The sequence below is a fragment of the Amycolatopsis sp. NPDC004747 genome (assembly GCF_053601335.1).
This window is the reverse complement of record NZ_JBSGBQ010000008.1, coordinates 82,073-104,435: the sequence shown is the minus strand read 5'-3', so window position 1 is coordinate 104,435 and position 22,363 is coordinate 82,073. Positions and strand designations below refer to the sequence as shown.

Here is a 22,363-nt window from a genome sequence, read left to right as displayed (position 1 = left end):
ATGCCGAAAGCGACGCTCGGAGACACCCTCGTCCACTACGACCGGACCGGCGACGGTCCCGCGCTGCTCCTGCTGCACGGCACCGCCGCGTCCCGCGAACAGTGGGGCCCGCTGACCGCGCAGGCGCACGGCTTCACCGTCCTCGCCCCCGACTTCCCCGGCTCCGGCCTGACCACCGACGACGGCGGCCCGATCACCGTCGAGACCCTGGCCGCCCAGGCCGAAGCCGTCCTGGACCACGCCGGATGCGAGACCGCCCACGTCGTCGGGCATTCACTCGGCGGCGTGGTGGCGGCCCACCTCGCCGGCACCCGTCCGGGCCGCGTCCGCTCGGCGGTCCTGCACGCCGCCTGGCCGGTCACCGACGTCCGCCAGGACGCCGAGTTCCGCTACTGGCTGGACCTGCTCGAAACCGGGGCGTTCGCCCGCATGCTCCCGCTGATGGCGTTCGGCCCGCGCTATTGGGAGCAGGCCACCGCGGAGGGCAACGAACAGCTCGTCAAGACCCTGGAAGCGGGCCTCCAGCCCGGCACGGACCGCCAGATCGAGGCCGACCGCGGCGTCGACCTGCGGCCGGTCCTCCACCGGATCACCGCGCCCGTGCTGGTGCTCGGCAGCACGCACGACCGGATCGTCACGGCGGAGCAGCAGCGGGAACTGGTCGCCGCGATCCCGGGCGCGCGCGCCGCCGAGATCGGCGCGGGGCACGGTGCCCCGGCCGAGCTGCCGGACGAGTTCGCCCGGCTGGTGCTGGACTTCGTCAGCGCAGCGCCTTGAGCACCACCGCGGCCACGCCGGCCATCCCGGCCTTCAGCGGGTGGTAGGCGGCCGCGGCGAAGACGTCCTGGTTCTTGCCGTTGATCCACGCCGAGCCGCCGCGGGCGCAGGCGTCGTGGCCGCGTGACGGGCCGAAGGTGTCGACGAATTCCGCCTTCCCGTCCGCGTCCGCGGCGTCGGACAGGGCCCGGTTCAGCGCCTCTTCGACGCCGTTCAGCCACGCGTAGTCGCCGTCGGCGAACGGCAGCACGTCCGGGCAGTAGCCCTGCTCGGGGGCGATCCGCGGGTACCCGACCACCAGGACCCGCGCGCCCGGCGAGCGCTCGTGGACCGCGGCGAGCACCGCTTCGACCCGCGGGCCGATGCTGTCGATCGCCGCCGCGATCGTGTCCGTGCCGGTGGCGCCGAAGTGCTTTTCGCACGGGTTGCCGGTCGGGTCGCTCGCCCGCAGCCCCGGGCAGGTCGCGGTCAGGGTGCTGAAGACGCCGTGGTCGTTGCCGCCGATGCCGAGGGTGACCAGGTCGGTGTCGACCCGCAGGGCGTCCAGCTGCGGCGCGTTGGTGCCGTCGAACGGCACCCGCTGCGGCCGGGTCATGTTCGTGGTGTCCGCGCCGGCGCAGCTGACGTCGGTGAACCGCCCCGGGTGCACGGCCGCGGCCAGCACCGACGGGTAGTTCGCCGTCGACCGCCCGCAGCCGAGCGGGTCGAGCCGCTGCGCCGGGACGAACGGCCCCGAGGTGTAGGAGTCGCCGAGGGCGACGTAGTGGCGGTACTCCGCCGCCGACGCGCCGGCGGCGGTGGCGGGGAGCAGGATGGCTGCCGAGAGGACGGCGACGAGCAGCCGGGTGGTGCGCATGGAGACCCCTGTTCTGTTCCGGGAACGCTGCTCCCACATCTAGCGAGCACCGGACGCCGGGGGGCCGGACTTCACCCGGCAGTCGGGTCACCGTCGCCGGGTTCACGGTAAGTGATCAAGGTGCGCCAGAAGAGCAGCGGCCGGACCGTGCTCCCGGGCAGCAGCCGGGCGGACTCGCGGCGCAGCTCCGCCAGCGTGGGGTAGTCGTCGACGACCGGTGCCTTCGGGCCCTCCTCTGGCCCGCCGTTGAGCCGCTCGCCCGCGTAGACGACCAGCCGCGCGAGCGCGTTGACCGGCACCGCCGCGACCGCCAGCGCCCAGTCCGCCGGGGTGCTCGGTTTCGCCAGGCCGAGCACCACCAGCACGCCGCCCGGCACCAGCGCCCGGCGCAGCTTGGTCACCGTCTCGAACGGCATGTGGTGCAGCGACGCCAGGCACGAGATGTAGTCGTAGTGCGCCTCGGGCAGCGGGTCGGCGGTGACGTCGGCCTGCCGGTGGACGATCTCGCCGGGCCCCGGGGACCCCAGCCCGGCCGCCGCCTCGACCATCGCCGCCGAGACGTCGACCGCCTCCACCGCCATGCCCGTCGCGGCCAGCCGCCGGGCGAACCGGCCGGTGCCGCAGCCGACGTCCAGCGCGATCCCCGGTCCCGGCGGCAGCAGGTCCAGCAGCAGCGGGTGGTAGTGGTCGTTGTGGTTGAACGGCATGCGTCGAGAGTGCCACCCGGCACGCACGTAGACTCGGAAGGCAAGTCCGAAAACCCCAGGCCGGAGGAGATTCAGTGCCGCAGGATGAGACAGGTCGCAAGCCGGACCTGTCGGATCTGGACAGTTTCGCGGGCGTCGACGAACTGGGGACGTCGGGCTACGAGGAGTCCGACGACCACGACCCGGAGCTGGACGTCCGCGACACCGCCTTCGAGGCAGGCGGCGGCTCGCGCGGCGGCATCGGCGGCGTCGGCCAGCTCGGCGACAACCTCGCCACCGGCCCGGTGCCCGACCTCACCGTGCCCGAGGACACCGAGCTGCACGAGCTCGACGACCAGGGTGAGCAGGTCCAGTACGGCGACCCGGACGGTCCCGAGGCGCGGCGCGAGCTGATGGCCGTCGAGGCCGAGCTGAACCAGCGGTGGCCGGAGACCAAGATCGAGCCGTCGCTCACCCGGATCTCGGCGCTGACGCAGCTGCTGGGCGAGCCGAACCGCGGCTACCCGGTGCTGCACGTGGCGGGCACGAACGGCAAGGGCTCCACGGCCCGGATGATCGACGCGCTGCTGACCCGGATGGGCCTGCGCGTCGGCCGCTACACCAGCCCGCACCTGCAGCTGGTCACCGAGCGGATCGCGCTCGACGGACGGCCGATCTCCGCCGCGCGCTACGCCGAGCTCTGGCACGACATCGCGCCGTACGTGTCCATGGTGGACGGTGCGTCCGCGGACGGCGTCGAGATGAGCAAGTTCGAGATCCTCACCGGGATGGCGTTCGCCGCGTTCGCCGACGCGCCGGTGGAGGCCGCGGTCCTCGAAGCGGGCCTGGGCGGCGCCTGGGACGCCACGAACGTCGCGGACGCCGACGTCGCCGTCATCACCCCGATCGGCCTCGACCACGTCGAGTACCTGGGGCCCGACGCGGTGAGCGCGGCGCGCGAGAAGGCGGGCATCATCAAGCCCGGCTCGGTCGCGGTGATCGCCGAGCAGGACCCCGAGGTGCTGAAGGTGCTGCTGGAGCGCGCGGTCGAGGTCGACGCCGCGGTGGCGCGGGCAGGCAGCGAGTTCGGAGTGCTGGAGAAGGAGGTCGCCGTCGGCGGGCAGCTGCTGAAGCTGCAGGGCCTCGGCGGGGTGTACGACCAGATCTTCCTGCCGCTGCACGGGGCCCACCAGGCCGCGAACGCCGCGCTGGCGCTGGCCGCGGTCGAGGCGTTCTTCGGCGCGGGCAAGGACAAGCAGCTGGTGGTCGAGGCGGTGCGCGAGGCGTTCGCCGAGGTCGAAACCCCGGGCCGGCTCGAGCGCGTCCGCTCGGCCCCGACGGTCCTGCTCGACGCGGCGCACAACCCGCACGGCGCCCGCGCCCTCGCCACGACGGTCTCCGAGGAGTTCGCCTTCCGCCGCCTGGTCGCGGTGGTCGGCGTGATGGCCGAAAAGGACGCCCACGGCATCCTCGACGCGCTGGAGCCGGTGGTGTCGGACATCGTCGTGACGCGCAACTCTTCGCCCCGGTCGATGCCGCTGGAAGAGCTGAACGAGCTGGCGATCTCGGTGTTCGGCGAGGACCGGGTCGTCGCGGAGACGGACCTGGAGACGGCGATCGAGACGGCGATCGCGCTGGTGGAGACCAACGACGATCCGGAGGAACCCCTGGCGGGCGGCGGCGTGCTGGTCACCGGCTCGGTGGTCACGGCGGGCGAGGCGCGCACGCTGTTCGGGAAGGAGCCGGCGTGACCTCCCGGGAACAGCCCAAGCCCAAGGACCCGATGAAGGGTTTCCGCGGCGTGATGTCGGGGACGCTGATCATGGAGGCGATCACGGTCGCCCTCGCCCTGCCGGTGGTCAACAAGCTCGGCGGCGGCATTTCCACGGGCACGGGCTGGACGGTCATCGCGGTCGCGGTCCTGCTGATCGTGACGTGCGGGTTCGTCAAGCGCACGTGGGCGGTCCCGCTGATCCTGGCGTTGCAGGTGGTGCTGATCGCGCTGGTGTTCTGGCTGCCGGCGATCGCGGTGCTGGGCGTGATCTTCCTGGCGGTGTGGCTGTGGTTGCTGTGGCTGCGCCGGGACGTCGCCCGCCGGATGGCGGCGGGGACGCTGGCGAGCCAGCAGCCCCAGCCGTGACGCTCACGGGTGCTGGCAGGCCCGGACCTCGGTGACCAGCGTGTCGAGCGCGGCCAAGGCATCGGCAGGCACGTCGAGGCGGTAGATCCGGTGCGGGCCCGACCGGCTCACCGCCAGCAGCCGGGCGTCGAGCAGGATCCGCAGGTGCCGGGACACCGTCGACTGCGGCAGCCCCAGCGCCTCCTGCACCTCGCCGACCGTGGCGGATCCGCCGCGTTCGAGGAACACGCCGACGATCTGCATCCGGGTCGCTTCGCCGAGGGCCCGCAGCACCGGCAACGCCGTGGTGAGCGCGTCCTGGATCACGACGGCACCCGCTCCAGCAGCGCTTCCAGCTCCCCGGTCAGCAGGGCGTGCCGCCGGCCGAGGTCGACCCAGTCGCGCAGCATGCGGACCGTCTGCGGACCGTGACCGCCGAAGTGGCTTCGGAGGTACTGCGGCACGTCGAACGGGGCCAGCCGGGGGAACACCGTCAGCGCCGCGAGCACGGCTTGCGAGCGGACGGGCCGCGCGCCCGGGCCGCCGTAGCCGGCCGCGACCGCGGCACGTGCCTGCGTGGCCGCCGCCGCGAGCCGGCGGGCCGACCGGCGGGCGGCCGCGAGGTCGAAGTCCGCGGCGTGCAGCCCGGCCACGACGGGCATCATCGCCGCGGCGGAGAGCAGCGGCGCCGCCAGGGGTGCGGTCTTCGGCCGGGCGAACAACGACCCGAGCAGCGCCGCGGCCGGACCGGCGACGGTGAACCGCGCCCGCGGCCACAGCCACGTCGGGTCGGCGCCGCCGGCGAAGAACCCGGGCACCACCAGGCCCCACGGCCGGTCGCCCGCCAGCTCGCGGAGCAGTTCGACCTCCGACGGCACCTGCGTGACCGCCGCGACGACCGCCGCCGGCGCGAGCAGCTCGGCGACACCCGGCGAGGCGGGCGAGGCCGTGCTGATCGCCACGTCCCAGCCCTCGCCCGTCGTCACCAGGTCGACGGTCTGCCGGACGGTGCGCCGCCGTCGGGTCTCGACCAGCAGGGAGTCCGCCGTCCGCTCGCGCACGGCCAACCCCACCGGATGGGGCAGCGACGTCGCCAGCACCCGGGCCACCGGGCCCTGTCCCACCACGAGAACACGCATGCCGAGCACTATATCCGCATATCCGGATATAGGTAGTCACCCTGCTCGATGTCGTCGAGCAGGCCTGGCCGCTTCGGGGACCAGCCGAGCAGTTCCCGGGTGAAGGCGCTGGAGACGGGGCCGTCGAAGCCGTAGGCCAAGGCCATGAACGGGCTCACGTAGTGCCGGGCGGCCTCGTCCGGAGTCAGGGAGACCACCGGGAGGTCCAGGCCGCGGCCGATCGTCTCGGCGATGCTCCGGAACGGCACGTTCTCGGCGGTCGCGTGCAGCACGCTGCCGGCCGGGGCGCCCTCCAGGGCCAGGCGGAAGACGACCGCCGCGTCGAGCCGGTGCACCGCCGGCCAGCGGTTGGTGCCGTCGCCGACGTAGGCCGACCGCCCGGTCTTGCGCGCGGTGTCCACGAGCCAGGCGATGAAGCCGTGGTCACCTGGGCCGTGGACGGTCGGCGCGAGCCGGACCACGCTCGCCCGCACGCCGCGCCCGGCGAAGTCCAGGCAGGCGCGCTCGCCGGCGATCCGGAACGCGGCGAGCCCGGACGGGTCGGGTTCGTCCCGCTCGGTGCTCTCCCGTCCGGCGGGCATGACCAGCGTGCCGGACGTGCTCACGAAGGGCTTCCCGGAGCCGGCCAAGGCCTGGCCGAGCGTCTCGATCGCCGTCCGGTCGCGGCGCGTCATGGCGTCGGGATCGGCGAAGTCGCCGCCGAAGGCCATGTGCAGCACGCCATCGGCGGCTTCGGCGCCCGCGCGCAGGCCGGCGAGGTCGTCGAGCGAACCGGGGTGCGGCGTGGCGCCGAGCGACTCGAGCCGGGCGGCGGCCGCGTCCGACCGGGCCAGTCCGGTGACGGTGTGCCCGGCCGCGAGCAGCTCGGCGACGACGGCGGGGCCGGTCTGGCCGGACCCGCCGGTGACGAAGACGTGCATGGGACTCTCCCCGGTAGTGACAGTGACTGACGCTACCGACTGTACCGCGTAGTGTCAGTCACTGTCGCTACGGGTAAGCTGGCGGGGTGCCACGCAGCGGAGAAGAAGCGCGTCGCCGCCTTCAGCGGGCGGCCTTGGAGCTGTACGCGGAGCGTGGCTTCGACCGGACCACCACGGCGGAGATCGCCGCCCGGGCCGGCGTCACCGAGCGCACGTTCTTCCGCCACTTCCCGGACAAGCGCGAAGTGCTGTTCGACGGCGAAGCCGCGCTGCGCGCGGACCTGACGGCATCGGTGGCCGACGCGCCCGACGGGCTGCCGCCGCTCGAAACCCTGCTCCGCGCCTTCCGGAAGGCCGCGCGGATCATGGAGGGCAACCGGCCGTTCGCCGAACCGCGGCTGGCGGTCATCGCCGCGACCCCGGCGCTGCGGGAGCGCGATCTGGCCAAGGCCGCGGCGATGGCCGACGCACTGGCGGCGGCGCTGCGCGAGCGAGGGGTCGAAGACCGGCTCGCCGCGCTGGCCGCCCGCGTCGGCTGGGCCACCTTCCACCACGCGGCCGCGGGCTGGATCGAGGAATCCGCGCGCGGCCTGGACGAGCACCTCGAAGAGGCGTTCGCCGATCTCCGCGCGCTGTCGGCGGAGACGGGCGGCTGAGCGCCCGCCTCCGCCGGGGACCTCAGCGCAGGACGACCACCCGCAGCTCGGGCGAACGGAGGATGTCGGCCTCGCAGAACCGGCCCGGCACCCACTCACCGCGGCTGTAGAGCTTCGTCTGGTCGCTGAAGTACGGCGACGCCGGGTTGGCCGACTGCGAATACGTCAGCAGCGTCGAGGAGTCCGGGCACCCGCGCCCGCCGAACCCCACCACCTGGATGAAGCTCGACCCGTGCGCCACCTCGGCGTTGCCGCGGGCCGGGTCCCACACCGGCGTCATCACGTTCAGCACCCCGAGGAAGCCCTGGGCGCCGTGGACCGGGATGCGCTCGCCGTTGCGCGTGACGGCCTGGCCGTCACGCAGCCGGGCGTCCGGGGCCAAGCCCGCCGTGCGCAGTTCCACCAGCGCGTCCCCGAACGCCTTCTGCACGGCCGCGTTGCCGACGTTGAGCGTGTTCGGCGTAGTCAGCGGTGCCTTCGGGTCGAACGGCACGGTGAACCTCGGCAGGTTGGCCAGCCGGGCGGCAAACCGTTGGAACAGCAGCGAACCACGGCTGTCGAGCGAGTACGCGTGGTCCCACTTCGCCAGCGCGGCGCACGCCGGGCCGACCGGCACCGGGCCGGACGACGACGGTGCCTGCCCGCCGGGGAACGACGAGCAGAGCTTCGCCAGGTCCGCCGCCGCCAGGTCGGCGAACAGGCTGTGGTCGGCGAAGAGCACCTTCTTCATCGAGTCCGTGCTGAACCTGCTCGACTCGGCCGTCAGCAGCGCTTCCCGGGTGCGCGGGGAACGCTCGGTGTCCTGGTCGCTGACGATCCGCGGGAACCCGGTGAGCGGCGCCTTGGCGTTCGCGAGCCAGGCGCTGTCGTTCGTGTTCAGCTCGTAGTCCCGGCGCTGCTGCTGCGGCAGCCGGGACGGCGCGAAGATCCCCGGCTCCACCGCGCCCGGGTCCGCACCCCACTGGCACGACGACCGCGAACCGTCCAAAATGGCCAGTCCGTCGCCGTCGAGCGTCTGCTGCCCCATCGGCGTGCTGCACTTCGCGGCCAGCTCGTCGGTGACGTGCGGGACGACCTGGATGTCGGCGTAGAGCGCGTTGCCCGCCCGGTCGGTGGCCATCGTGTTCACCCACGGCACGCCCTGCGTGCTGCTGAGCGCGCGGACGACGTCGGCCGTGCTGCGGGCCTGGTCGAGCTCGAACCACGTGTTCAGCCCGCGCATGTTGGTCGCGTTGGCGTCCCGCAGCGCGTACGCCGACTTCGCCGTCCACGGCACCGGGATCCCGCCGACGTCGTCCAGCACCGGGCCGTAGCGCGTCGACCAGAACGTCTGCCGCACCGGCTCGAGCGACCCGTCGGCCTGGCGCACCTGGACGGTGACCTCGTGGGAGGTCATCTTCTCGGGTCGGCCGTCGACCACGTACGTCGTCGGATCCCCGTCGGCCAGCGGCACTTCGAACAGGCCGAACGTGACCGGCGTGGACACCGTGTGCGTCCAGGCCGCGTCCGCGGTGTGCCCGATCATGACGAACGGCATGCCGAGCAGGCTCGCCCCGGCGACGTCGAAGCGGCCGGGGATGGTCAGCTGGCTCTGCCAGAACCGCCGTCCGTCGTGCCACGGGTAGTGCGGGTTGCCGAGCAGCACGCTGCCCTGGCCCGCCGCGGTCCCGTCGGCGCCGACGGCGATGCCGTTGCTGCCGAGCCCGCCCTTGCCGAGCCCGTCACGCAGGCTCGCCGACAGCTGCGCGGGCGTGCCCGGAGCCGGTAGCGGCGCACCGGACGGCGGCGCCGCGAACAGCCCTTCGGTGACGAAGCCCAGCCCGCCGGTGACGGCGATGGCGTAGAAGTGCCGGTAGAAGTCCTGCTCGCCGATCGGCCGGACCCAGTCCGCGCCGCGGCAGGCCGGATCGGTGATCCCGGACCGGCCGGTGCGGGCGAGGTAGGCGTTGAACCCCTTGACGTAGCCCGAAACGAGCTGCCGGACCTCGGGCCGCGGCCCCTGCGGCGCGGGCTGCGCGACCAGCCGGTCGACCACGCCGGAGTCGTTGAGCCGCTGGAAGAACAGGTCGCTGTGCAGGTTGTCCTTCGCCTCGGACAGCGACCGGTAGCCCTCGCCGTCCGGGCCGAAGTACCGCGACCGCTGCCCGCTCACCGTGAGGTAGATCTTCGCGAGCTCGCAGACGTTGTCGGTCGCCGCCGCGTAGCCGTAGCCGTACCCGAGGCCGGCGAAGTCCTTGGCGACTATGTGCGGGATGCCGTGTTCGGTGTAGCGCAGGACGGCTTTCGCGCTGTCCTGCCCGGCGTTCGCGACCCCCGCGCCGAGCGTGGAGACCGAGAGCGCGGCCGCGAAAACGGCCAGCGCCTTTCTGATGTGTGACATTGCCAACCCCCTTGTCGTGATCACCAAGCTACCGACGGCGACGACCCCCGGGTATGGGGGAAAACCCCGGTATCCGTTCATCCGCGCGCAAACCGGCGTTGGCCGCGGCGGGATAGAAACCGCGCATGACCGAACACTCCCGCCGCAGACTCCTCAAGGCCGGGCTGACCGGCGCTTCCGCGGTCGCCGCCGGCCTCGCGCTGCCGCCCGCCGCCTTCGCCGCCGTCCCGCTCGTGCGCGGGGACCGGCCGGTGCTCACCCACGGCGTCCAGTCCGGCGACGTCACCCCGGGTTCGGCGATCGTCTGGTCCCGCGCGGACCGGCCGTCACGCCTGGTCGTCGAAATCGCGCGGGACCCGTCGTTCCGGCACGCGCGCTGTGTGCGCGGCCCGCTGGTGGGTCCCGACAGCGACGGCACCGGCCGCGTGCGCGTCCCCGCCCTGGCGCCCGGCACCGAGTACCACTACCGCGTCACCGCCGAAGCCCTCGACGGCCGCACCACGAGCGAGCCGCTGACCGGCCGGTTCGCCACCGCACCGGTGGGCCGCCGCGACGCGCGCATCCTGTGGTCGGGCGACGTCGTCGGCCAGAACTGGGGGATCAACCCGGGCCTGGGCGGGATGACGATCTTCTCCGCGATGGCCGCCCGCCGCCCGGACCTGTTCCTGCACAGCGGCGACACGGTGTACTCCGACGGCCCGCTGACCGAGACGGTCACCCTGCCCGGCGGCCGGACCTGGCGCAACGTCGTCACGCCGGAGAAGTCGAAGGTCGCCGAGACCCTCGACGAGTTCCGCGGCCAGCACGCCTACAACCGCCTCGACGACAACTTCAAGCGCTTCGCCGCGCAGGTGCCTTCCTACGTCCAGTGGGACGACCACGAAGTCCTGAACAACTGGTACCCGGGCAAGATCATCGACAACCCGGCCTACACCGAGAAGCGCGTCGACGTCCTCGCGCCGCGGGCGTACCAGGCGTTCCACGAATGGCACCCGATCGACTCGCGCCGGGCCGTCGACGGCCGCGTCTACCGCAGCTTCACCTATGGCTCCCGCGTCGAAATCTTCGTCCTGGACATGCGGACCTACCGCAACGTCAACACCGCGGACCAGACGAAGCCGGGCTACATCCTCGGTGACGCCCAGGCCCGCTGGCTCGCCGACGCGCTCGGCCGCAGCACGGCGACCTGGAAGATCGTCCAGGCCGACATGCCGCTGGGCCTGGTCGTCCCGGACGGTGCCGGCATCGAGGCCGTCGCGAACAACCTGCCGGGCGCGCCGGGCGGGCGCGAGACCGAGCTGGCCTGGGTGCTGCGGGAGATCCAGCGCCGCCGCGTCCGCAACGTCGTCTGGCTGACCGCCGACGTCCACTACACGGCCGCGCACCACTACTCGCCCGACCGGGCGGCCTTCCCGGACTTCGACCCGTTCTGGGAGTTCGTGTCCGGGCCGCTGAACGCGGGTGCGTTCGGGCCGAACACGCTGGACCCGACGTTCGGCCCGCAGGCGGTGTTCGTGCACGCCCCGCCGGTGGCGAACACGTCCCCGATCGACGGCTTCCAGCACTTCGGGGAGCTGAACGTCGACGGCGCGAGCGGCGACCTGACCGTCGACCTCCGGGACGCGACCGGGGCGTCGCTGTGGTCGAAGACCCTGCACCCGCAAGGTCGCTGAGGTCCGTTCGCCGATCCACCCGGCCCCGCTCGTAACGGGCGGTGGCCGGGTGGCGTCTGGCCGGGTGTGTGGGAGTACGCGTTGTGGGGCCTGGCCGGCGCGGCGGTGAACCGCGCGCTGGTGTTCCTGGAAGCGACCCAGCGCGTGAAGGCCTGGCCGTGGGCCGCCCCGGACGGCCCGGGCGGCGCGCTGTTCGTGGTGGCGCAGGTGCTGCACCTCGGCATCGGAACAGCGGTGACGGCGGCCGCGTCGACGACCCCGGTGGTCGCGAACGGCTTCACGGCGTTCGGCATCGGTGCGGTGGCACCGCTGGTGGTCAAGAAGCTCGCGGGCTACACGCTGTCCCAGCTGCCCGGTGACGCCGCGAAGGACGAGCCGGGGGAGCAGGCGTGAACGGCACGGCGAGGAGGCTGCTGGAAGCGCTGGGCGACACGACACCGGCGTTCGTCCCGCGCGGCGGTGCCGAGCGGCCGGGCCGGACGCGCCGGTTGCTCGCGACGCTCGCCGACGCCCCGCTCCGCCGGGCCGCCGACGAGTACCGTCCCCGTCCGGTCCGCACTCCGGGACCCGGGCTGGTGGTGGCCGCGGTCCTGACCGGCCTGCTCGCCGTCGCCGCCGACCAGACCGCACTGGGCGTGGCGGCCGTCCGGACCGCCTCGGCGCTCGGCGGGCTCGACGAGCTGGCCTGGCTGAGCACCCCGTACCTGGCGGCGTTCCTGGTGACCGGGTTGGTCGCACGGCGCGCGGCGGACCGCATCGGGATCCGGTGGTGCTTCCTGCTCGCGCTGGCCGCGTTGGTGGCCGGGGCGGGAACGGCGGTCGTGGCCCCCGTGATGCCGTTGCTGGCGGTGGCGCGGGCCTGGCAAGGAGCCGCGGCGGGCGCGGTGGCCGTGCTGGCGGTCCGGCTCCTCCTGGAGGTGATCGAGCCGCGCGATCGCGGCCGGTCCCTCGACCTCTACTTCGCGGTGTTCGGTGCCATGACAGTGGCCGGGCCGGTGCTCGGCGCAGCCGCCGCCGGGGCGGGGCCGCGCTGGCTCTTCGCCGGCGAGGCCGTCTTGGCCACGCTCGGCTTCGTGTTCGCGGCGGCCGTCGTCCCCGGCGGGACGTCCCGCTCGCCGGACCCCGCACCCGCCGTCGGCGCCGGATCGTTGCTGCTCGTGCTCGTTCCCCTGGTCGTGGTGACCGGGGCGGGTGCCCGCTGGGGCTGGGGATCGGCCGCGGCGGTGCTCTGCTACACGCTGGCCGCGCTGGGGATCGCCGTCTTCGCCGTCGTCACCGGATGGGCGGGCGATCGCGCCGTCCTGCCACCGCGGCTGCTCCGCGAGCGGTGGTCCGCGCCATCACTCGCCGGTTCCTTCCTGGTCGGGTTGACCATTCCCGCGGTGTTCGTCCTGACCCCGGTGCACCTGCAGGTCGTGGTGGGGCTCTCGCCCGGGGCTGCCGGGCTGCTGGTGACCCCGGCCGCTCTGGCCATGCTGGTCGCTTCGACGGTCGCGAGCCGGCTGCTGGTCCGCACGGGCCAGGGCCGGGCGATCGCCGTGACCGGGGCGCTGCTGGCCGTCGCCGGGCTGGGGGCCTTCGCCTGGGCCGGAACCGCGGCCGGCGCGGCGGTGACCACCGGCTGCGGGATGCTGGCCGGGGCGGGCTTGGGGCTGGTCACCCCGATCCTCGGCGAACTGCTGTTCTCCGGGGCCTCGTTGTCGTGGCGGAACTCGGCGTCCACCGCACTGAACTTGGCCCGGCAGAGCGGGCTGTTCCTGGGGACCGGTGGCTACCTGGCCGTCCTGTTCGCCGCCCCGGGCCGTCCGTCCGGCGCCGCGACGACGACGGCCTTCCTGGCCGCCGCGGGCGTCGCGCTCGCCACCGTGGGCGCGGTGCTCTTCCTGCGGGACACCCGGTCCGGGTTCGGTCCGCCGGAGGCCGTGGAGGACCGGGAGGCCCGGCCCGTGCCCCACGCGGCGGGGCGGCGACACCACTGGCCGCAGACCGGCTTCTGACCTGCGCCGCACCGCCCGCTAGGCTCGCGCGCACCGAAACCCACCGCACAACGGCATCCGGGGCTTCGCCACCCGGACCCCCGAAGAACAGCACTAAGGAGAAACACCGTCGTGACTGAACGCACGCTGGTCCTGGTCAAGCCCGATGGCGTCGCGCGCGGCCTCGTCGGCGAGGTCGTCTCGCGGATCGAGCGCAAGGGCCTCAAGCTCGCCGCCCTCGAGCTGCGGACCGTTCCGCAGGCGCTGGCCGAGGAGCACTACGCCGAGCACAAGGAGCGTTCGTTCTTCGGCGACCTGCTGGAGTTCATCACCTCGGGCCCGCTGGTCGCGCTCGCGGTCGAGGGCCCGCGCGCCATCGCCGCGTTCCGCCAGCTGGCCGGCGGCACCGACCCGGTCGAGAAGGCCACCCCGGGCACCATCCGCGGCGACTTCGCGCTGGAGACCCAGTACAACCTGGTGCACGGCTCGGACTCGCCGGAGTCGGCCGAGCGCGAGCTGAAGCTCTGGTTCCCCGACCTGTGATGCTCCGGAACCGGGGCCACCGGCGCGTGGCCCCGGTTCCCCGGGAGGCCCCATGACGACGATGCCGTTCCCCGCCCGCGAGTACCTGCCCGTGCTGCGCGAGCTGACCAGTGCCTTCGCCGAGCGGCTGCGCACCGCCGACCCGGCGGCGAAGGTGCCGGACTGCGCGGGCTGGACGCTGGCCGACCTCGGCACCCACCTCGGCAACGTGCACCGCTGGGCCGCCACCGTCGTCACCACCGGCCAACCCCAACCTGAGGACTTCGAGCAGCCCCCGGCCGCCGATCTGGCGTCCTGGTACGCCGAAGGCGCCCGGATCCTCCTGGCCGCGCTGGCCGCGGCCACCCCCGAAGACCGGTGCTGGCACTTCGGCGGCACCGAGAAGACCAAGGCGTTCTGGTTCCGCCGCCAGGTCTACGAAACCGCGATCCACCTCGCCGACTCGGGCAGCGGCCACGTGCTCGACCCCGCCGTGGCCGCGGACGGCGTCGACGAGGTGCTCGGCGCGATACTGCCGCGGGTGACGCGCTGGCACGCCGTGCCCCGGCTGCCCGGGCCGGTCACCCTGCGCGCCACCGACACCGGCGACGCCTGGACCGTGCACCCCGGCGAGCCACCCGCGCTGGGCCCGGCGGCGGGCGGTGCGAGCGTCGAAGCGCCCGCGCGCGATCTCCTGCTGCGCCTGTGGAAGCGCACCGGTCCGGATCCGCGCGTCACCGGCGAGGCCGCGCAGGCGCTGCTCGCCGCCCCGCTGACGCCCTGATGGTGTTCTAGACCATTCAGGCGGCGTTCACCGGGAAGCCTTCCGCCGGCCGTGCCACTGCGCTGTGCTGGTCCGGATCGCTCTCACTCGATACTGGGGTACCTGGTGAAGAAGTCACGCACCGCACTTCCGCTTGCCGCCCTGTTCGCGACGGTGCTCGTCGCCCCGGCCCACGCCGACCCGCTGAAAGCACCGCTCGGTACACCGCCGGTCGAGGCCGCACCCGCGGCATCCTCGGCCCACGAAGGCCCGAGCGCCTTCGCCGCCGCGGACCCCGACGACGGGCTCGTCACCGGCAGCGCGACCACCGAGGTCGCGCCCGGCCTGAACCTCACCCAGTTCGACCGGTTCGACCCGGCGGGCTGGATCCGCGGCGACACCCTCGCCGTCGACCTGGGCAGCAAGGTGCTGAAGCCGACGTACCTGAGCCCCGGCACGGTTTCCGCGCGCACGCCGCTGTCGCAGCAGCTCGCGCGGGCGGGCGCGGTGGCCGGCGTCAACGGCGACTTCTTCGACATCACCGCCACCGGTGCCCCGATCGGCGTCGGCATCGACCACGGGCAGCTGCAGACCGCGCCCGCCGCCGGGCACAACCTCACCGCGTCGATCACCGACGAAGGGAAGGCGCGGCTGGCTTCGGTCTTCCTCGAAGCCACCGTGACGCTGCCCGGCGGCTCGATGCGGGCGACCAACTTCAACAGCCCGGTCCTCGGCGCGGACGCGATCGGCGTCTACACGCCGTTGTGGGGCGCTTCGAGCCGTCAGACGTCGGTGGCGGGCGCCTCCCGGGTGCGCGAGGTCGAGCTGCGCGACGGCGTCGTGACCGCCACGCGCGAGCAGCCCGCGGCCGGCCCGATCGCGGCGGGCACGACACTGCTCCTGGCCCGCGAAGCCGGCGCGGACGCCCTGGCCGCGGTGAAGCCGGGCGACCCGGTGAGCGTCACCTACGCCCCTCGTTCGGATGCCGGGCGGATCGCGGTCGCGGTGGGCGGCAACGAAGTCCTCCTCCGCGACGGTGTCGTGCAGCCGGTCGACGACGTCGCCATGCACCCGCGGACCGCGGTCGGCTTCTCCGCCGACGGCCGCCGGATGTGGCTGGCCACAGTGGACGGACGGCAGGCCGACAGCCGCGGGATGACCGAGCTCGAACTCGCGCGGCACATGAAGAGCCTCGGTGCCGACGACGCGATCAACCTCGACGGCGGCGGATCCTCGACCCTCCTGGCCCGCAACGAAGGCGAGGCCGCGCCGAGCGTCCGGAACTCGCCGTCCGACGGCGGGGAACGCCTGGTGCCCAACGGAATCGGCGTCACGACCGTGCCCGGCAGCGGCCGGCTCACCGGCTTCGCGCCGTCCCCGGCCGTGGCCGCCGACGGCGCGGACCGCGTGCTGTCCGGCCTGACCCGGCACCTGGTCGCCGACGGCCACGACGAAACCGGCGCCGCGGTGGCCGCCGACCCGCGCTGGAGCACGTCGGCGCCGTGGCGGGCGACGGTGACCCACGGGGTCGTCACCGGGCACGGCGCGGGCCGCGTCGACGTCCTCGCGAGGGCCGGTCGCGCCTCGGGCAGGACGACGCTTTCCGTGCTGGGCGAACCGATCCGGCTCGGCACGAGCACCGAGCAGGTCGCGTTGTCGGCCGTGGGCGCGCGAAGCACGTTCAAGGTCTACGGCTACGACGCCGACGGCTACGGCACCTGGCTGGAGCCCGACGACGTCAAGCTCGACTACGACCACTCGGTCGTGCGGGTGGAGCCGTCCGGCGACGGTTACGCGGTCACCGCGCTGACCTCCTCCGGCGCCTCGGCGATCACGGCTTCGGCGGCCGGCCTGACCACGCACCTGGCGGCGACCGTCGGGACGGTCGCGCAGGTGGCGTCGCCGTTGGACGGTCCGGCGGGCTGGACGGCCACAGTGTTCCCGGCGGTCGCCGGGGCGGCGCTGTCGGCGGCGCCCGGCCGCGACGGCGGTGCCGGGCTCGCGCTGGACTACCGGCTGACCGGCACGACCGCGACGCGCGCGGCCTACGTGACGCCGTCGTCGCCGCTCCCGGTGCCGCCGGGGACGCAGAAGATCGGGCTGTGGGTGAACGGCGACGGCAAGGGTGCGTGGCTGCGGGCCGAACTGCGCGACGCCGCCAACGTGGCGTCCATTGTGGACCTTTCGTTGAGCGCGGACTGGACGGGCTGGCGGTACGTCACCGCCGCGATCCCGGCCGGGCTGCCCGCGGGACAGCGCCTGGCCCGCTTCTACGCCGTCGAAAACGTGCCGGACCAGCAGTACGAGGGCCGGCTCGTGTTCGACGACCTGACCTTCGAAGTGGCGCCGACGACGGCCGTGCCCGCCGATCCCGCCCCGCGCGACCCGGCGCTGGTCACCGACGGCGTCCTGACCGGCGGCCTGCGGGTCGCGGTGGTCAGCGACGCCCAGTTCACCGCGGACGACCCGGCAGGCCCGCTGGTCGCGCAGGCCCGGCGGGCGCTGCGCGAAGCCGTGGCGGCGAAACCGGACCTGGTGCTGATCAACGGCGACTTCGTCGACCGCGGCACGGCACCCGACTTCGCGCTGGCCCGGCAGGTGCTCACCGAGGAGCTCGGCGAGCTGGTGCCCTGGTACTACCTGCCCGGCAACCACGAGGCGGAGGGCGGCAACGGCCTCGCGAACTTCCAGGCCGCCTTCGGCGTGACCCACCAGGTCGCCGACGTCCACGGCATCCGGCTGGTGCTGCTCGACTCCTCCCGCGGTTCGCTGCGGGCCGGCGGGTTCGACCAGGTCCGGATGCTGCGCTCGGCGCTGGACTCGGCGGCCGCGGACCGGTCGGTCCGCGGGGTCGTCGTCGCCATGCACCACCCGGTGCAGGATCCGAGCCCGACCGGGAACTCCCAGCTCGGCGACCGGAAGGAAGCGGCGCTGCTGACGCGGTGGCTCACCGGGTTCGAGCAGGTCTCCGGCAAGCCGGCCGCCGCCGTGGCTTCGCACGCCGGCGTGTTCTCGCTGTCCCGGGTCGACGGGGTGCCCTACCTGGTCAACGGCAACTCGGGCAAGGCGCCCGCGGCGGCGCCGGGCGACGGCGGGTTCGTCGGCTGGACGCTGCTGCGCGTCGACCCGGCCGACCGCGCCCAGCCGGTGCGGTTCGAGACGCGGCCGAACGTCGACTCGCTTTCGCTGACCGGGCCGTCGTCGATGGTGCCGGGGGAGCGCGCCTCGGTGCGTGCTTCGGTGCGGCAGGGGACGCGGGACGTCCCGGTGACCTATCCGGTGAGCGCGGACTGGCAGGTCGGCCGGGGCGTCGTCGCGTTCGATCCGGCTTCGGGCGTGCTGACGGCGTTGCGACCGGGTGTTGCGCGGCTGTCCGTGCAGGTCAACGGGGTCTCGCAGGCGCTGGTGGTGACCGTCCGCGGCTAATCCGCTCGGTTTTTGTCGGTGGTGGGTCCTATGGTGCGGAGCGTGGACGATTCGGAGGACCGGGAACCGGCACTGGTGCAGGCCAAGGCGCTGGTGAAGCGCTTCGGCGAGTTCGAAGCCGTGCGCGGGATCGACGTCGAGGTGCGGCGCGGGGAGGCGTTCGGCTTCCTCGGCCCGAACGGCGCGGGCAAGTCGTCGACCATGCGCATGATCGCGTGCGTGTCGCCCCGCACCGATGGCGACCTCCGCGTGCTCGGGCTGGACCCGGAGGCCGCCGGGCCGCGGATCCGCGCGCGGCTGGGCGTGGTGCCGCAGCAGGACAACCTGGACGTCGAGCTGACGGTCCGGGAGAACCTGCTGGTCTACGGCCGCTACTTCGGCCTGTCGCGCGCGGCGGCGCGGCGCAAGGCTTCGGAACTGCTGGAGTTCGCGCAGCTCACGGACCGGGCCGGCGACAAGGTCGATCCGCTCTCCGGCGGCATGAAGCGGCGGCTGACGATCGCCCGCTCGCTGGTCAACGACCCGGAGCTGCTGCTGCTCGACGAGCCGACGACGGGCCTCGACCCGCAGGCGAGGCACCTGCTGTGGGATCGGCTGTTCCGGCTCAAGGCCCAGGGCACGACGCTGATCGTCACGACGCACTACATGGACGAGGCCGAGCAGCTGTGCGACAGGCTGGTGGTGATGGACCACGGCCGCATCGCGGCGGAGGGCTCGCCGTCCGACCTGATCCGGCGGTACTCCACGCGCGAGGTGGTCGAACTGCGGTTCGCCCCGGGCGAGCAGGTCGCGGCAGCGCAGCAGGTGGAGGGGCTGGCGGAGCGCGTCGAGGTGCTGCCGGACCGCGTCCTGCTGTACAGCGATGACGGCGAGGACACCCTGGAGCGCGCCCACGCCCGCGGGGTCCGGCCGGTGTCGAGCCTGGTGCGCCGGAGCTCGCTGGAGGACGTCTTCCTCCGGCTCACCGGCCGGACGTTGGTGGATTGATGGCGACGATCTCGACCGGCCGCGTGGTCGGCAAGTGGCAGGGCGCCTGGCTGCAGGTCGAAGGCCGCTGGACCTGGTACCGCAGGCACTGGGTGTCCACTCTGTACTCGACCGGGCTGCAACCGGTGCTGTTCCTCGCCGCGATGGGGCTCGGCTTCGGCTCGCAGGTGCGGCCCGGCACGGTCACCGGCGGCCTGTCCTACCTCCAGTACATCGCCCCCGCGCTGCTGGCGGCCGGGGCCGCGCAGCAGGCGTTCGGCGAGTCGAGCTACCCGGTGCTGTCCGGGTTCAAGTGGCAGAAGGAGTACCTGGCGGTCACGGCCACGCCGGTGTCGCCGGGCCAGGTGTTCGGCGGGCACCTGATCTGGGCGGCCCTGCGCCTGACGCTGGCGGGCGCGATCTACGCGTTCGTCGCCCTGTTCTTCGGCGCCTGGACCGGGCCGGGGGTGCTGGCGGCGATCCTGGCCGGCACCGTCACCGGGCTCGCCTGCACCGCGCCGATGGCCGCGCTCGCCGCCCGGACCTTCGACGAGGGCCAGCGCTTCGGGCTGATCTTCCGGTTCGTCGTGATGCCGATGACGTTGTTCTCCGGCACGTTCTTCCCGATCACCCAGCTGCCGGCGGCCATCCGCTGGCTGGCCTGGCTCTCGCCGCTGTGGCACGGCACGCAGCTGGCCCGCGGCGTGAGCATCGGCGGCGTCGGCGGCTGGGCGATGCTCGGGCACCTCGCCGTGCTGGCGGCGTTGTTCGCGGCCGGGTGGGTGCTCGCGCACCGGGCCTTCTACCGGAGGCTGGTGGTCTGAATGACGAGTGTCGAAGCCCGCGCCGGGCTGCTGCTGCGCGTCCTCCCGCCGGGGCTGTACGCCGGCCGGGCCCGCATGCTCGTCGAACGCTCGGTGATGGTGTCCCGCAACAGCTGGCTGCTGTTCCTCTCCGGCGCGCTGGAGCCGTTCCTCTACCTGCTGGCGTTCCAGCTGGGGTTCGGCAAGCTGGTCACCGAGGTGACCGGCCCCGACGGGCACCCGATGAGCTACGTCGCGTTCGTGGCGCCGGCCCTGCTGGCGACGTCGGCGATGAACGGCGCCGTGTTCGAATCGACGTACAACCTGTTCTTCAAGCTGCGCTACGCGAAGCTGTACGACGCGATGCTGGCGACCCCGATCGGCCCGCTGGACGTGGCACTGGGCGAGATCGGCTGGGCGATCACCCGCGGCGGCCTCTACGCGGTGGCGTTCCTCGCGATCGCGGCGGCGATGGGGCTGCTGGCCTCGTGGTGGGCCCTGCTGATGGTCCCGGCGGCGCTGCTGGTCGGGCTGGCCTTCTCGGCGATCGGCATGGCCCTGGTGACGTTCCTGAAGTCGACGGCCCAGTTCGACTACATCCAGCTGGTCCTGACCCCGATGTTCCTCTTCGCGACGACGTTCTACCCGCTGTCGGTGTACCCGGAGCCGCTGCAGTGGCTGGTCCGCTGCCTCCCGCTCTACCACGCGATCGAGCTCATGCGCGGCCTGGCGACCGGCCTCCTGTCGGGCAGCATGCTGATCAACCTGGGCTACCTGCTGGCCCTGGGCGCGCTCGGCCTGTGGGCCTCGACCCGCCGGATCGCCAAGCTCCTCCTGACCTGACGAGATCCCCGCCCGATCACGCGTGATCCCCGCCAATCACGCGTGATGCCCGCCTGATCACGCGAGTTCCGCGCCCGATCACGCGAGACCCGCCCCGGATCACGCGAGTTCCGCGCTCAATCACGCGAGTTCCGGCCTCCATCACGCGGGTTCCGGCCTCAGTCACGCGAGACCCGCCCCGGATCGCGCGAGTTCCGCGCTCAATCACGTGGGTTCCGCCCTCAGCCACGCGCGACCCGCCTCGGCGCACCGCCCGGCCCGAGGCTCAGCGGGCCAGGTCGGGCTGCCCCGCCGGCACCGCCGCAGGCGCCGGGACGTGCACCATCCCGTGCCCGTAGAACCCGTTGTACCCCTCGTACCCGGTGCAGTACGCGTCCTGGAGCCCGTCCCCGGTCAGGTCGTAGTCCGCCGGGCACGGCATCGGCATCGCCTGCGCCTCCAGCGTCCGGCGCAGCTGCCGCGGCCGGGCCTCCGGGGCCGCCGACGCCAGCAGCGCCAGCACACCGGCGACGTGCGGCGCCGCCATCGACGTCCCGCACATCGGTGCGTACCCGCCCGGCACCGTCGACAGCACGCACTCGCCCGTTTCCCCGCCCGGCGCCGTGACGTCGATCACGCCCAGCCCGTACGAGCTGTACCCCGCCTTCACCCGGCCCGCACCGACGGCCGACACCGCGACGACGTCCCGCAGCCCGGCCGGCAGGGCCTCGCACCCGCTGCCCGCCCCCCGTGCCCCGGACCGCGCCGACGGCGTCAGGTCCACGGCCTCGTTGGTCGCCGCCGCGACGTTCAGCGTCCCGGCCGACGTGCTGAACTCCACCGCGCGGGCCAGCACCTCGTGCACCACTCCGCGGTCGTTGCCGCGGATGCACGACAGCGTCCACGGGTTGACGAAGAAGCTGCTGTTGGTCACCCGCATGTGCCGGGCCGCCGCCCACATCAGGCCGCACACCGCGGCCTCCGGGTCGGCGTAGCCGCGGTCGTCGATCACCTTCACCGACGCCACCCGCACCCCGGGCGCCACCCCTGTCACCCCGCGCCCGTCGTCGGCCGCCGCGATGATCCCCGCCACGTGCGTGCCGTGCACCGACGTCGTCGGCACCCACGCCGACGGCGACCGGTCGGGGGCGCCGGTCAGGCAGCCGGCCGAGTCGTCGGAGTCCACGGCGCCGCTCAGGTCCGGGTGGTCCGGGTCGATCCCCGAGTCGAGCACGCCGACGACGATGTCCCGCGAGCCGCGCGGCCGCCCCGCGTCGATCATCCGCATGTCCCACTGCTGCCCGCTCAGGTCCTCGGTGGGGACGCGAGCCGGGTCCGTCGCGGGCAGCGCAGCCCGCGCGGGCTGCGGTTTGACCTCGGCGACGCGCTGCGCGGCCAGCCGCTCGGCCTGCGCGCTGAACGCCCGGTCGAGCCCGATCCGCCCGCCGAACTCCGGGTCGCCCGAGGTGGCGACCGCGACGGCGATCTGCGGGTAGTACACCGTGGTGGCCCCGCACGCGCCGTCGATCTCCGCCTGGGCCGCGGCCTCGGTGGTGCCGCGGTCGAAGGTGACGACGTAGCGCAGGGCCCGGCCGTGGACGCAGCCGGGCTCGCCGGCCGCCGCCGGACCGGCCGTGACGCATCCCGAAAGCACCAGGACGGTGCACACGGCCGCCCGTAGCGGCCGCGCCAGCAGGGACACCGGACCTCCCACCGGATGCAGGAACCGCGGGGGCCGGCGCGCGAGATCCCGGTCACCCCGAGCCGCACCGTAGCCACCCGGTGCCCGGCGGACAAGCGCTGTGGCGAAGTTCCCCCGGCCGTGGGGCAGCCGGGGCCGGTACGGCGCGCCCGGGTGCCTGCGGGAGGTACCGAGTAC

General features: G+C 73.8%; 20 protein-coding genes. 13 read left to right on the top strand and 7 right to left on the bottom strand.

What is annotated here, in order from left to right; genetic code table 11:
- Positions 1-777 (top strand): alpha/beta fold hydrolase, encoded by a 777-nt coding sequence (locus ACWEGE_RS15245; RefSeq protein WP_449661053.1) that lies wholly within the window; start codon positions 1-3, stop codon positions 775-777.
- On the opposite strand, the gene ACWEGE_RS15240 is transcribed toward ACWEGE_RS15245, so the two are convergent.
- Together ACWEGE_RS15240 and ACWEGE_RS15235 are read right to left on the bottom strand one after the other, a co-directional pair.
- The gene (locus ACWEGE_RS15240; RefSeq protein ID WP_449661052.1) at positions 761-1,633 is read right to left on the bottom strand and encodes an SGNH/GDSL hydrolase family protein; all 873 of its coding nucleotides are present in this window, start codon (positions 1,631-1,633) and stop codon (positions 761-763) included. The genes ACWEGE_RS15245 and ACWEGE_RS15240 overlap by 17 nt on opposite strands.
- Positions 1,634-1,704: 71 nt before the next feature.
- Positions 1,705-2,340 carry a class I SAM-dependent methyltransferase gene (locus ACWEGE_RS15235; RefSeq protein WP_449661051.1) on the bottom strand — a complete coding sequence of 212 codons (636 nt, stop codon included), beginning with the start codon at positions 2,338-2,340 and terminating at the stop codon, positions 1,705-1,707.
- Positions 2,341-2,414: 74 nt separating this feature from the next.
- On the opposite strand from ACWEGE_RS15235, the gene folC reads away from it, so the two are divergent.
- On the top strand, positions 2,415-4,070 hold the full coding sequence (folC, locus tag ACWEGE_RS15230) for a bifunctional tetrahydrofolate synthase/dihydrofolate synthase (protein WP_449661050.1): 1,656 nt from the start codon (positions 2,415-2,417) through the stop codon (positions 4,068-4,070).
- A gap of 32 nt (positions 4,071-4,102) precedes the next feature.
- Positions 4,103-4,459: a DUF4233 domain-containing protein gene (locus ACWEGE_RS15225; protein WP_449661180.1), complete on the top strand. Its 357-nt coding sequence runs from the start codon at positions 4,103-4,105 to the stop codon at positions 4,457-4,459.
- Positions 4,460-4,462: 3 nt separating this feature from the next.
- Here the strand turns inward: ACWEGE_RS15225 and ACWEGE_RS15220 are convergent, their stop codons facing one another.
- Genes ACWEGE_RS15220 through ACWEGE_RS15210 form a run of 3 tightly spaced genes read right to left on the bottom strand, consistent with a single transcriptional unit; the run spans position 4,463 to position 6,497 of the window.
- Positions 4,463-4,765 (bottom strand): ArsR/SmtB family transcription factor, encoded by a 303-nt coding sequence (locus ACWEGE_RS15220; RefSeq protein WP_449661049.1) that lies wholly within the window; start codon positions 4,763-4,765, stop codon positions 4,463-4,465.
- Entirely contained in the window at positions 4,762-5,577 is an 816-nt protein-coding gene (locus ACWEGE_RS15215; protein ID WP_449661048.1) for a hypothetical protein, read from the bottom strand. Before ACWEGE_RS15215 ends, ACWEGE_RS15220 begins: the two co-directional genes overlap by 4 nt.
- 8 nt (positions 5,578-5,585) lie before the next feature.
- Positions 5,586-6,497 (bottom strand): SDR family oxidoreductase, encoded by a 912-nt coding sequence (locus tag ACWEGE_RS15210; RefSeq protein ID WP_449661047.1) that lies wholly within the window; start codon positions 6,495-6,497, stop codon positions 5,586-5,588.
- A gap of 86 nt (positions 6,498-6,583) precedes the next feature.
- Between ACWEGE_RS15210 and ACWEGE_RS15205 the strand changes: the two genes are divergently transcribed.
- Positions 6,584-7,153 (top strand): TetR family transcriptional regulator, encoded by a 570-nt coding sequence (locus ACWEGE_RS15205; RefSeq protein WP_449661046.1) that lies wholly within the window; start codon positions 6,584-6,586, stop codon positions 7,151-7,153.
- A 22-nt stretch (positions 7,154-7,175) separates the two neighbouring features.
- Here ACWEGE_RS15205 and ACWEGE_RS15200 read toward each other — a convergent pair whose 3' ends face one another.
- Positions 7,176-9,533, bottom strand: a complete 2,358-nt coding sequence (locus ACWEGE_RS15200) for a penicillin acylase family protein (RefSeq protein ID WP_449661045.1) — start codon at positions 9,531-9,533, stop codon at positions 7,176-7,178.
- Between the two features lie 125 nt (positions 9,534-9,658).
- Here ACWEGE_RS15200 and ACWEGE_RS15195 point away from each other — a divergent pair, with 125 nt between their 5' ends.
- From ACWEGE_RS15195 to ACWEGE_RS15155, 9 genes are all read left to right on the top strand, one after another.
- Positions 9,659-11,206, top strand: coding sequence for an alkaline phosphatase D family protein (locus ACWEGE_RS15195; RefSeq protein WP_449661044.1), 1,548 nt, complete (start codon positions 9,659-9,661; stop codon positions 11,204-11,206).
- A gap of 66 nt (positions 11,207-11,272) precedes the next feature.
- Entirely contained in the window at positions 11,273-11,599 is a 327-nt protein-coding gene (locus tag ACWEGE_RS15190; protein ID WP_449661043.1) for a hypothetical protein, read from the top strand.
- Positions 11,596-13,203 (top strand): MFS transporter, encoded by a 1,608-nt coding sequence (locus ACWEGE_RS15185; protein WP_449661042.1) that lies wholly within the window; start codon positions 11,596-11,598, stop codon positions 13,201-13,203. The genes ACWEGE_RS15190 and ACWEGE_RS15185 overlap by 4 nt, the downstream gene beginning before the upstream one ends.
- A gap of 111 nt (positions 13,204-13,314) precedes the next feature.
- Positions 13,315-13,725 carry a nucleoside-diphosphate kinase gene (gene ndk, locus ACWEGE_RS15180; RefSeq protein ID WP_176171787.1) on the top strand — a complete coding sequence of 137 codons (411 nt, stop codon included), beginning with the start codon at positions 13,315-13,317 and terminating at the stop codon, positions 13,723-13,725.
- 52 nt (positions 13,726-13,777) lie between these two features.
- Positions 13,778-14,488, top strand: a complete 711-nt coding sequence (locus tag ACWEGE_RS15175; RefSeq protein WP_449661041.1) for a maleylpyruvate isomerase family mycothiol-dependent enzyme — start codon at positions 13,778-13,780, stop codon at positions 14,486-14,488.
- A 105-nt stretch (positions 14,489-14,593) separates the two neighbouring features.
- Positions 14,594-17,893 carry a phosphodiester glycosidase family protein gene (locus tag ACWEGE_RS15170; protein ID WP_449661040.1) on the top strand — a complete coding sequence of 1,100 codons (3,300 nt, stop codon included), beginning with the start codon at positions 14,594-14,596 and terminating at the stop codon, positions 17,891-17,893.
- 30 nt (positions 17,894-17,923) lie between these two features.
- Positions 17,924-18,880 (top strand): ABC transporter ATP-binding protein, encoded by a 957-nt coding sequence (locus ACWEGE_RS15165; protein ID WP_449661039.1) that lies wholly within the window; start codon positions 17,924-17,926, stop codon positions 18,878-18,880.
- Positions 18,880-19,683 (top strand): ABC transporter permease, encoded by an 804-nt coding sequence (locus ACWEGE_RS15160; protein WP_449661038.1) that lies wholly within the window; start codon positions 18,880-18,882, stop codon positions 19,681-19,683. Before ACWEGE_RS15165 ends, ACWEGE_RS15160 begins: the two co-directional genes overlap by 1 nt.
- The gene (locus ACWEGE_RS15155) at positions 19,684-20,505 is read left to right on the top strand and encodes an ABC transporter permease (protein WP_449661037.1); all 822 of its coding nucleotides are present in this window, start codon (positions 19,684-19,686) and stop codon (positions 20,503-20,505) included.
- A 265-nt stretch (positions 20,506-20,770) separates the two neighbouring features.
- Here the strand turns inward: ACWEGE_RS15155 and ACWEGE_RS15150 are convergent, their stop codons facing one another.
- Positions 20,771-22,186 carry a S8 family peptidase gene (locus tag ACWEGE_RS15150; protein ID WP_449661036.1) on the bottom strand — a complete coding sequence of 472 codons (1,416 nt, stop codon included), beginning with the start codon at positions 22,184-22,186 and terminating at the stop codon, positions 20,771-20,773.
- Between the last annotated feature and the right edge of the window lie 177 nt (positions 22,187-22,363).

What these genes read in the sequence shown, in the direction of transcription:
- ACWEGE_RS15245 (WP_449661053.1), top strand. Translation starts at nt 1, where the DNA reads ATGCCGAAAGCGACGCTCGGAGACACCCTCGTCCACTACGACCGGACC.
- ACWEGE_RS15240 (WP_449661052.1), bottom strand. Translation starts at nt 1,633, where the DNA reads ATGCGCACCACCCGGCTGCTCGTCGCCGTCCTCTCGGCAGCCATCCTG.
- ACWEGE_RS15235 (WP_449661051.1), bottom strand. Translation starts at nt 2,340, where the DNA reads ATGCCGTTCAACCACAACGACCACTACCACCCGCTGCTGCTGGACCTG.
- ACWEGE_RS15225 (WP_449661180.1), top strand. Translation starts at nt 4,103, where the DNA reads ATGAAGGGTTTCCGCGGCGTGATGTCGGGGACGCTGATCATGGAGGCG.
- ACWEGE_RS15215 (WP_449661048.1), bottom strand. Translation starts at nt 5,577, where the DNA reads ATGCGTGTTCTCGTGGTGGGACAGGGCCCGGTGGCCCGGGTGCTGGCG.
- ACWEGE_RS15210 (WP_449661047.1), bottom strand. Translation starts at nt 6,497, where the DNA reads ATGCACGTCTTCGTCACCGGCGGGTCCGGCCAGACCGGCCCCGCCGTC.
- ACWEGE_RS15200 (WP_449661045.1), bottom strand. Translation starts at nt 9,533, where the DNA reads ATGTCACACATCAGAAAGGCGCTGGCCGTTTTCGCGGCCGCGCTCTCG.
- ACWEGE_RS15195 (WP_449661044.1), top strand. Translation starts at nt 9,659, where the DNA reads ATGACCGAACACTCCCGCCGCAGACTCCTCAAGGCCGGGCTGACCGGC.
- ACWEGE_RS15175 (WP_449661041.1), top strand. Translation starts at nt 13,778, where the DNA reads ATGACGACGATGCCGTTCCCCGCCCGCGAGTACCTGCCCGTGCTGCGC.
- ACWEGE_RS15165 (WP_449661039.1), top strand. Translation starts at nt 17,924, where the DNA reads ATGGTGCGGAGCGTGGACGATTCGGAGGACCGGGAACCGGCACTGGTG.
- ACWEGE_RS15160 (WP_449661038.1), top strand. Translation starts at nt 18,880, where the DNA reads ATGGCGACGATCTCGACCGGCCGCGTGGTCGGCAAGTGGCAGGGCGCC.
- ACWEGE_RS15155 (WP_449661037.1), top strand. Translation starts at nt 19,684, where the DNA reads ATGACGAGTGTCGAAGCCCGCGCCGGGCTGCTGCTGCGCGTCCTCCCG.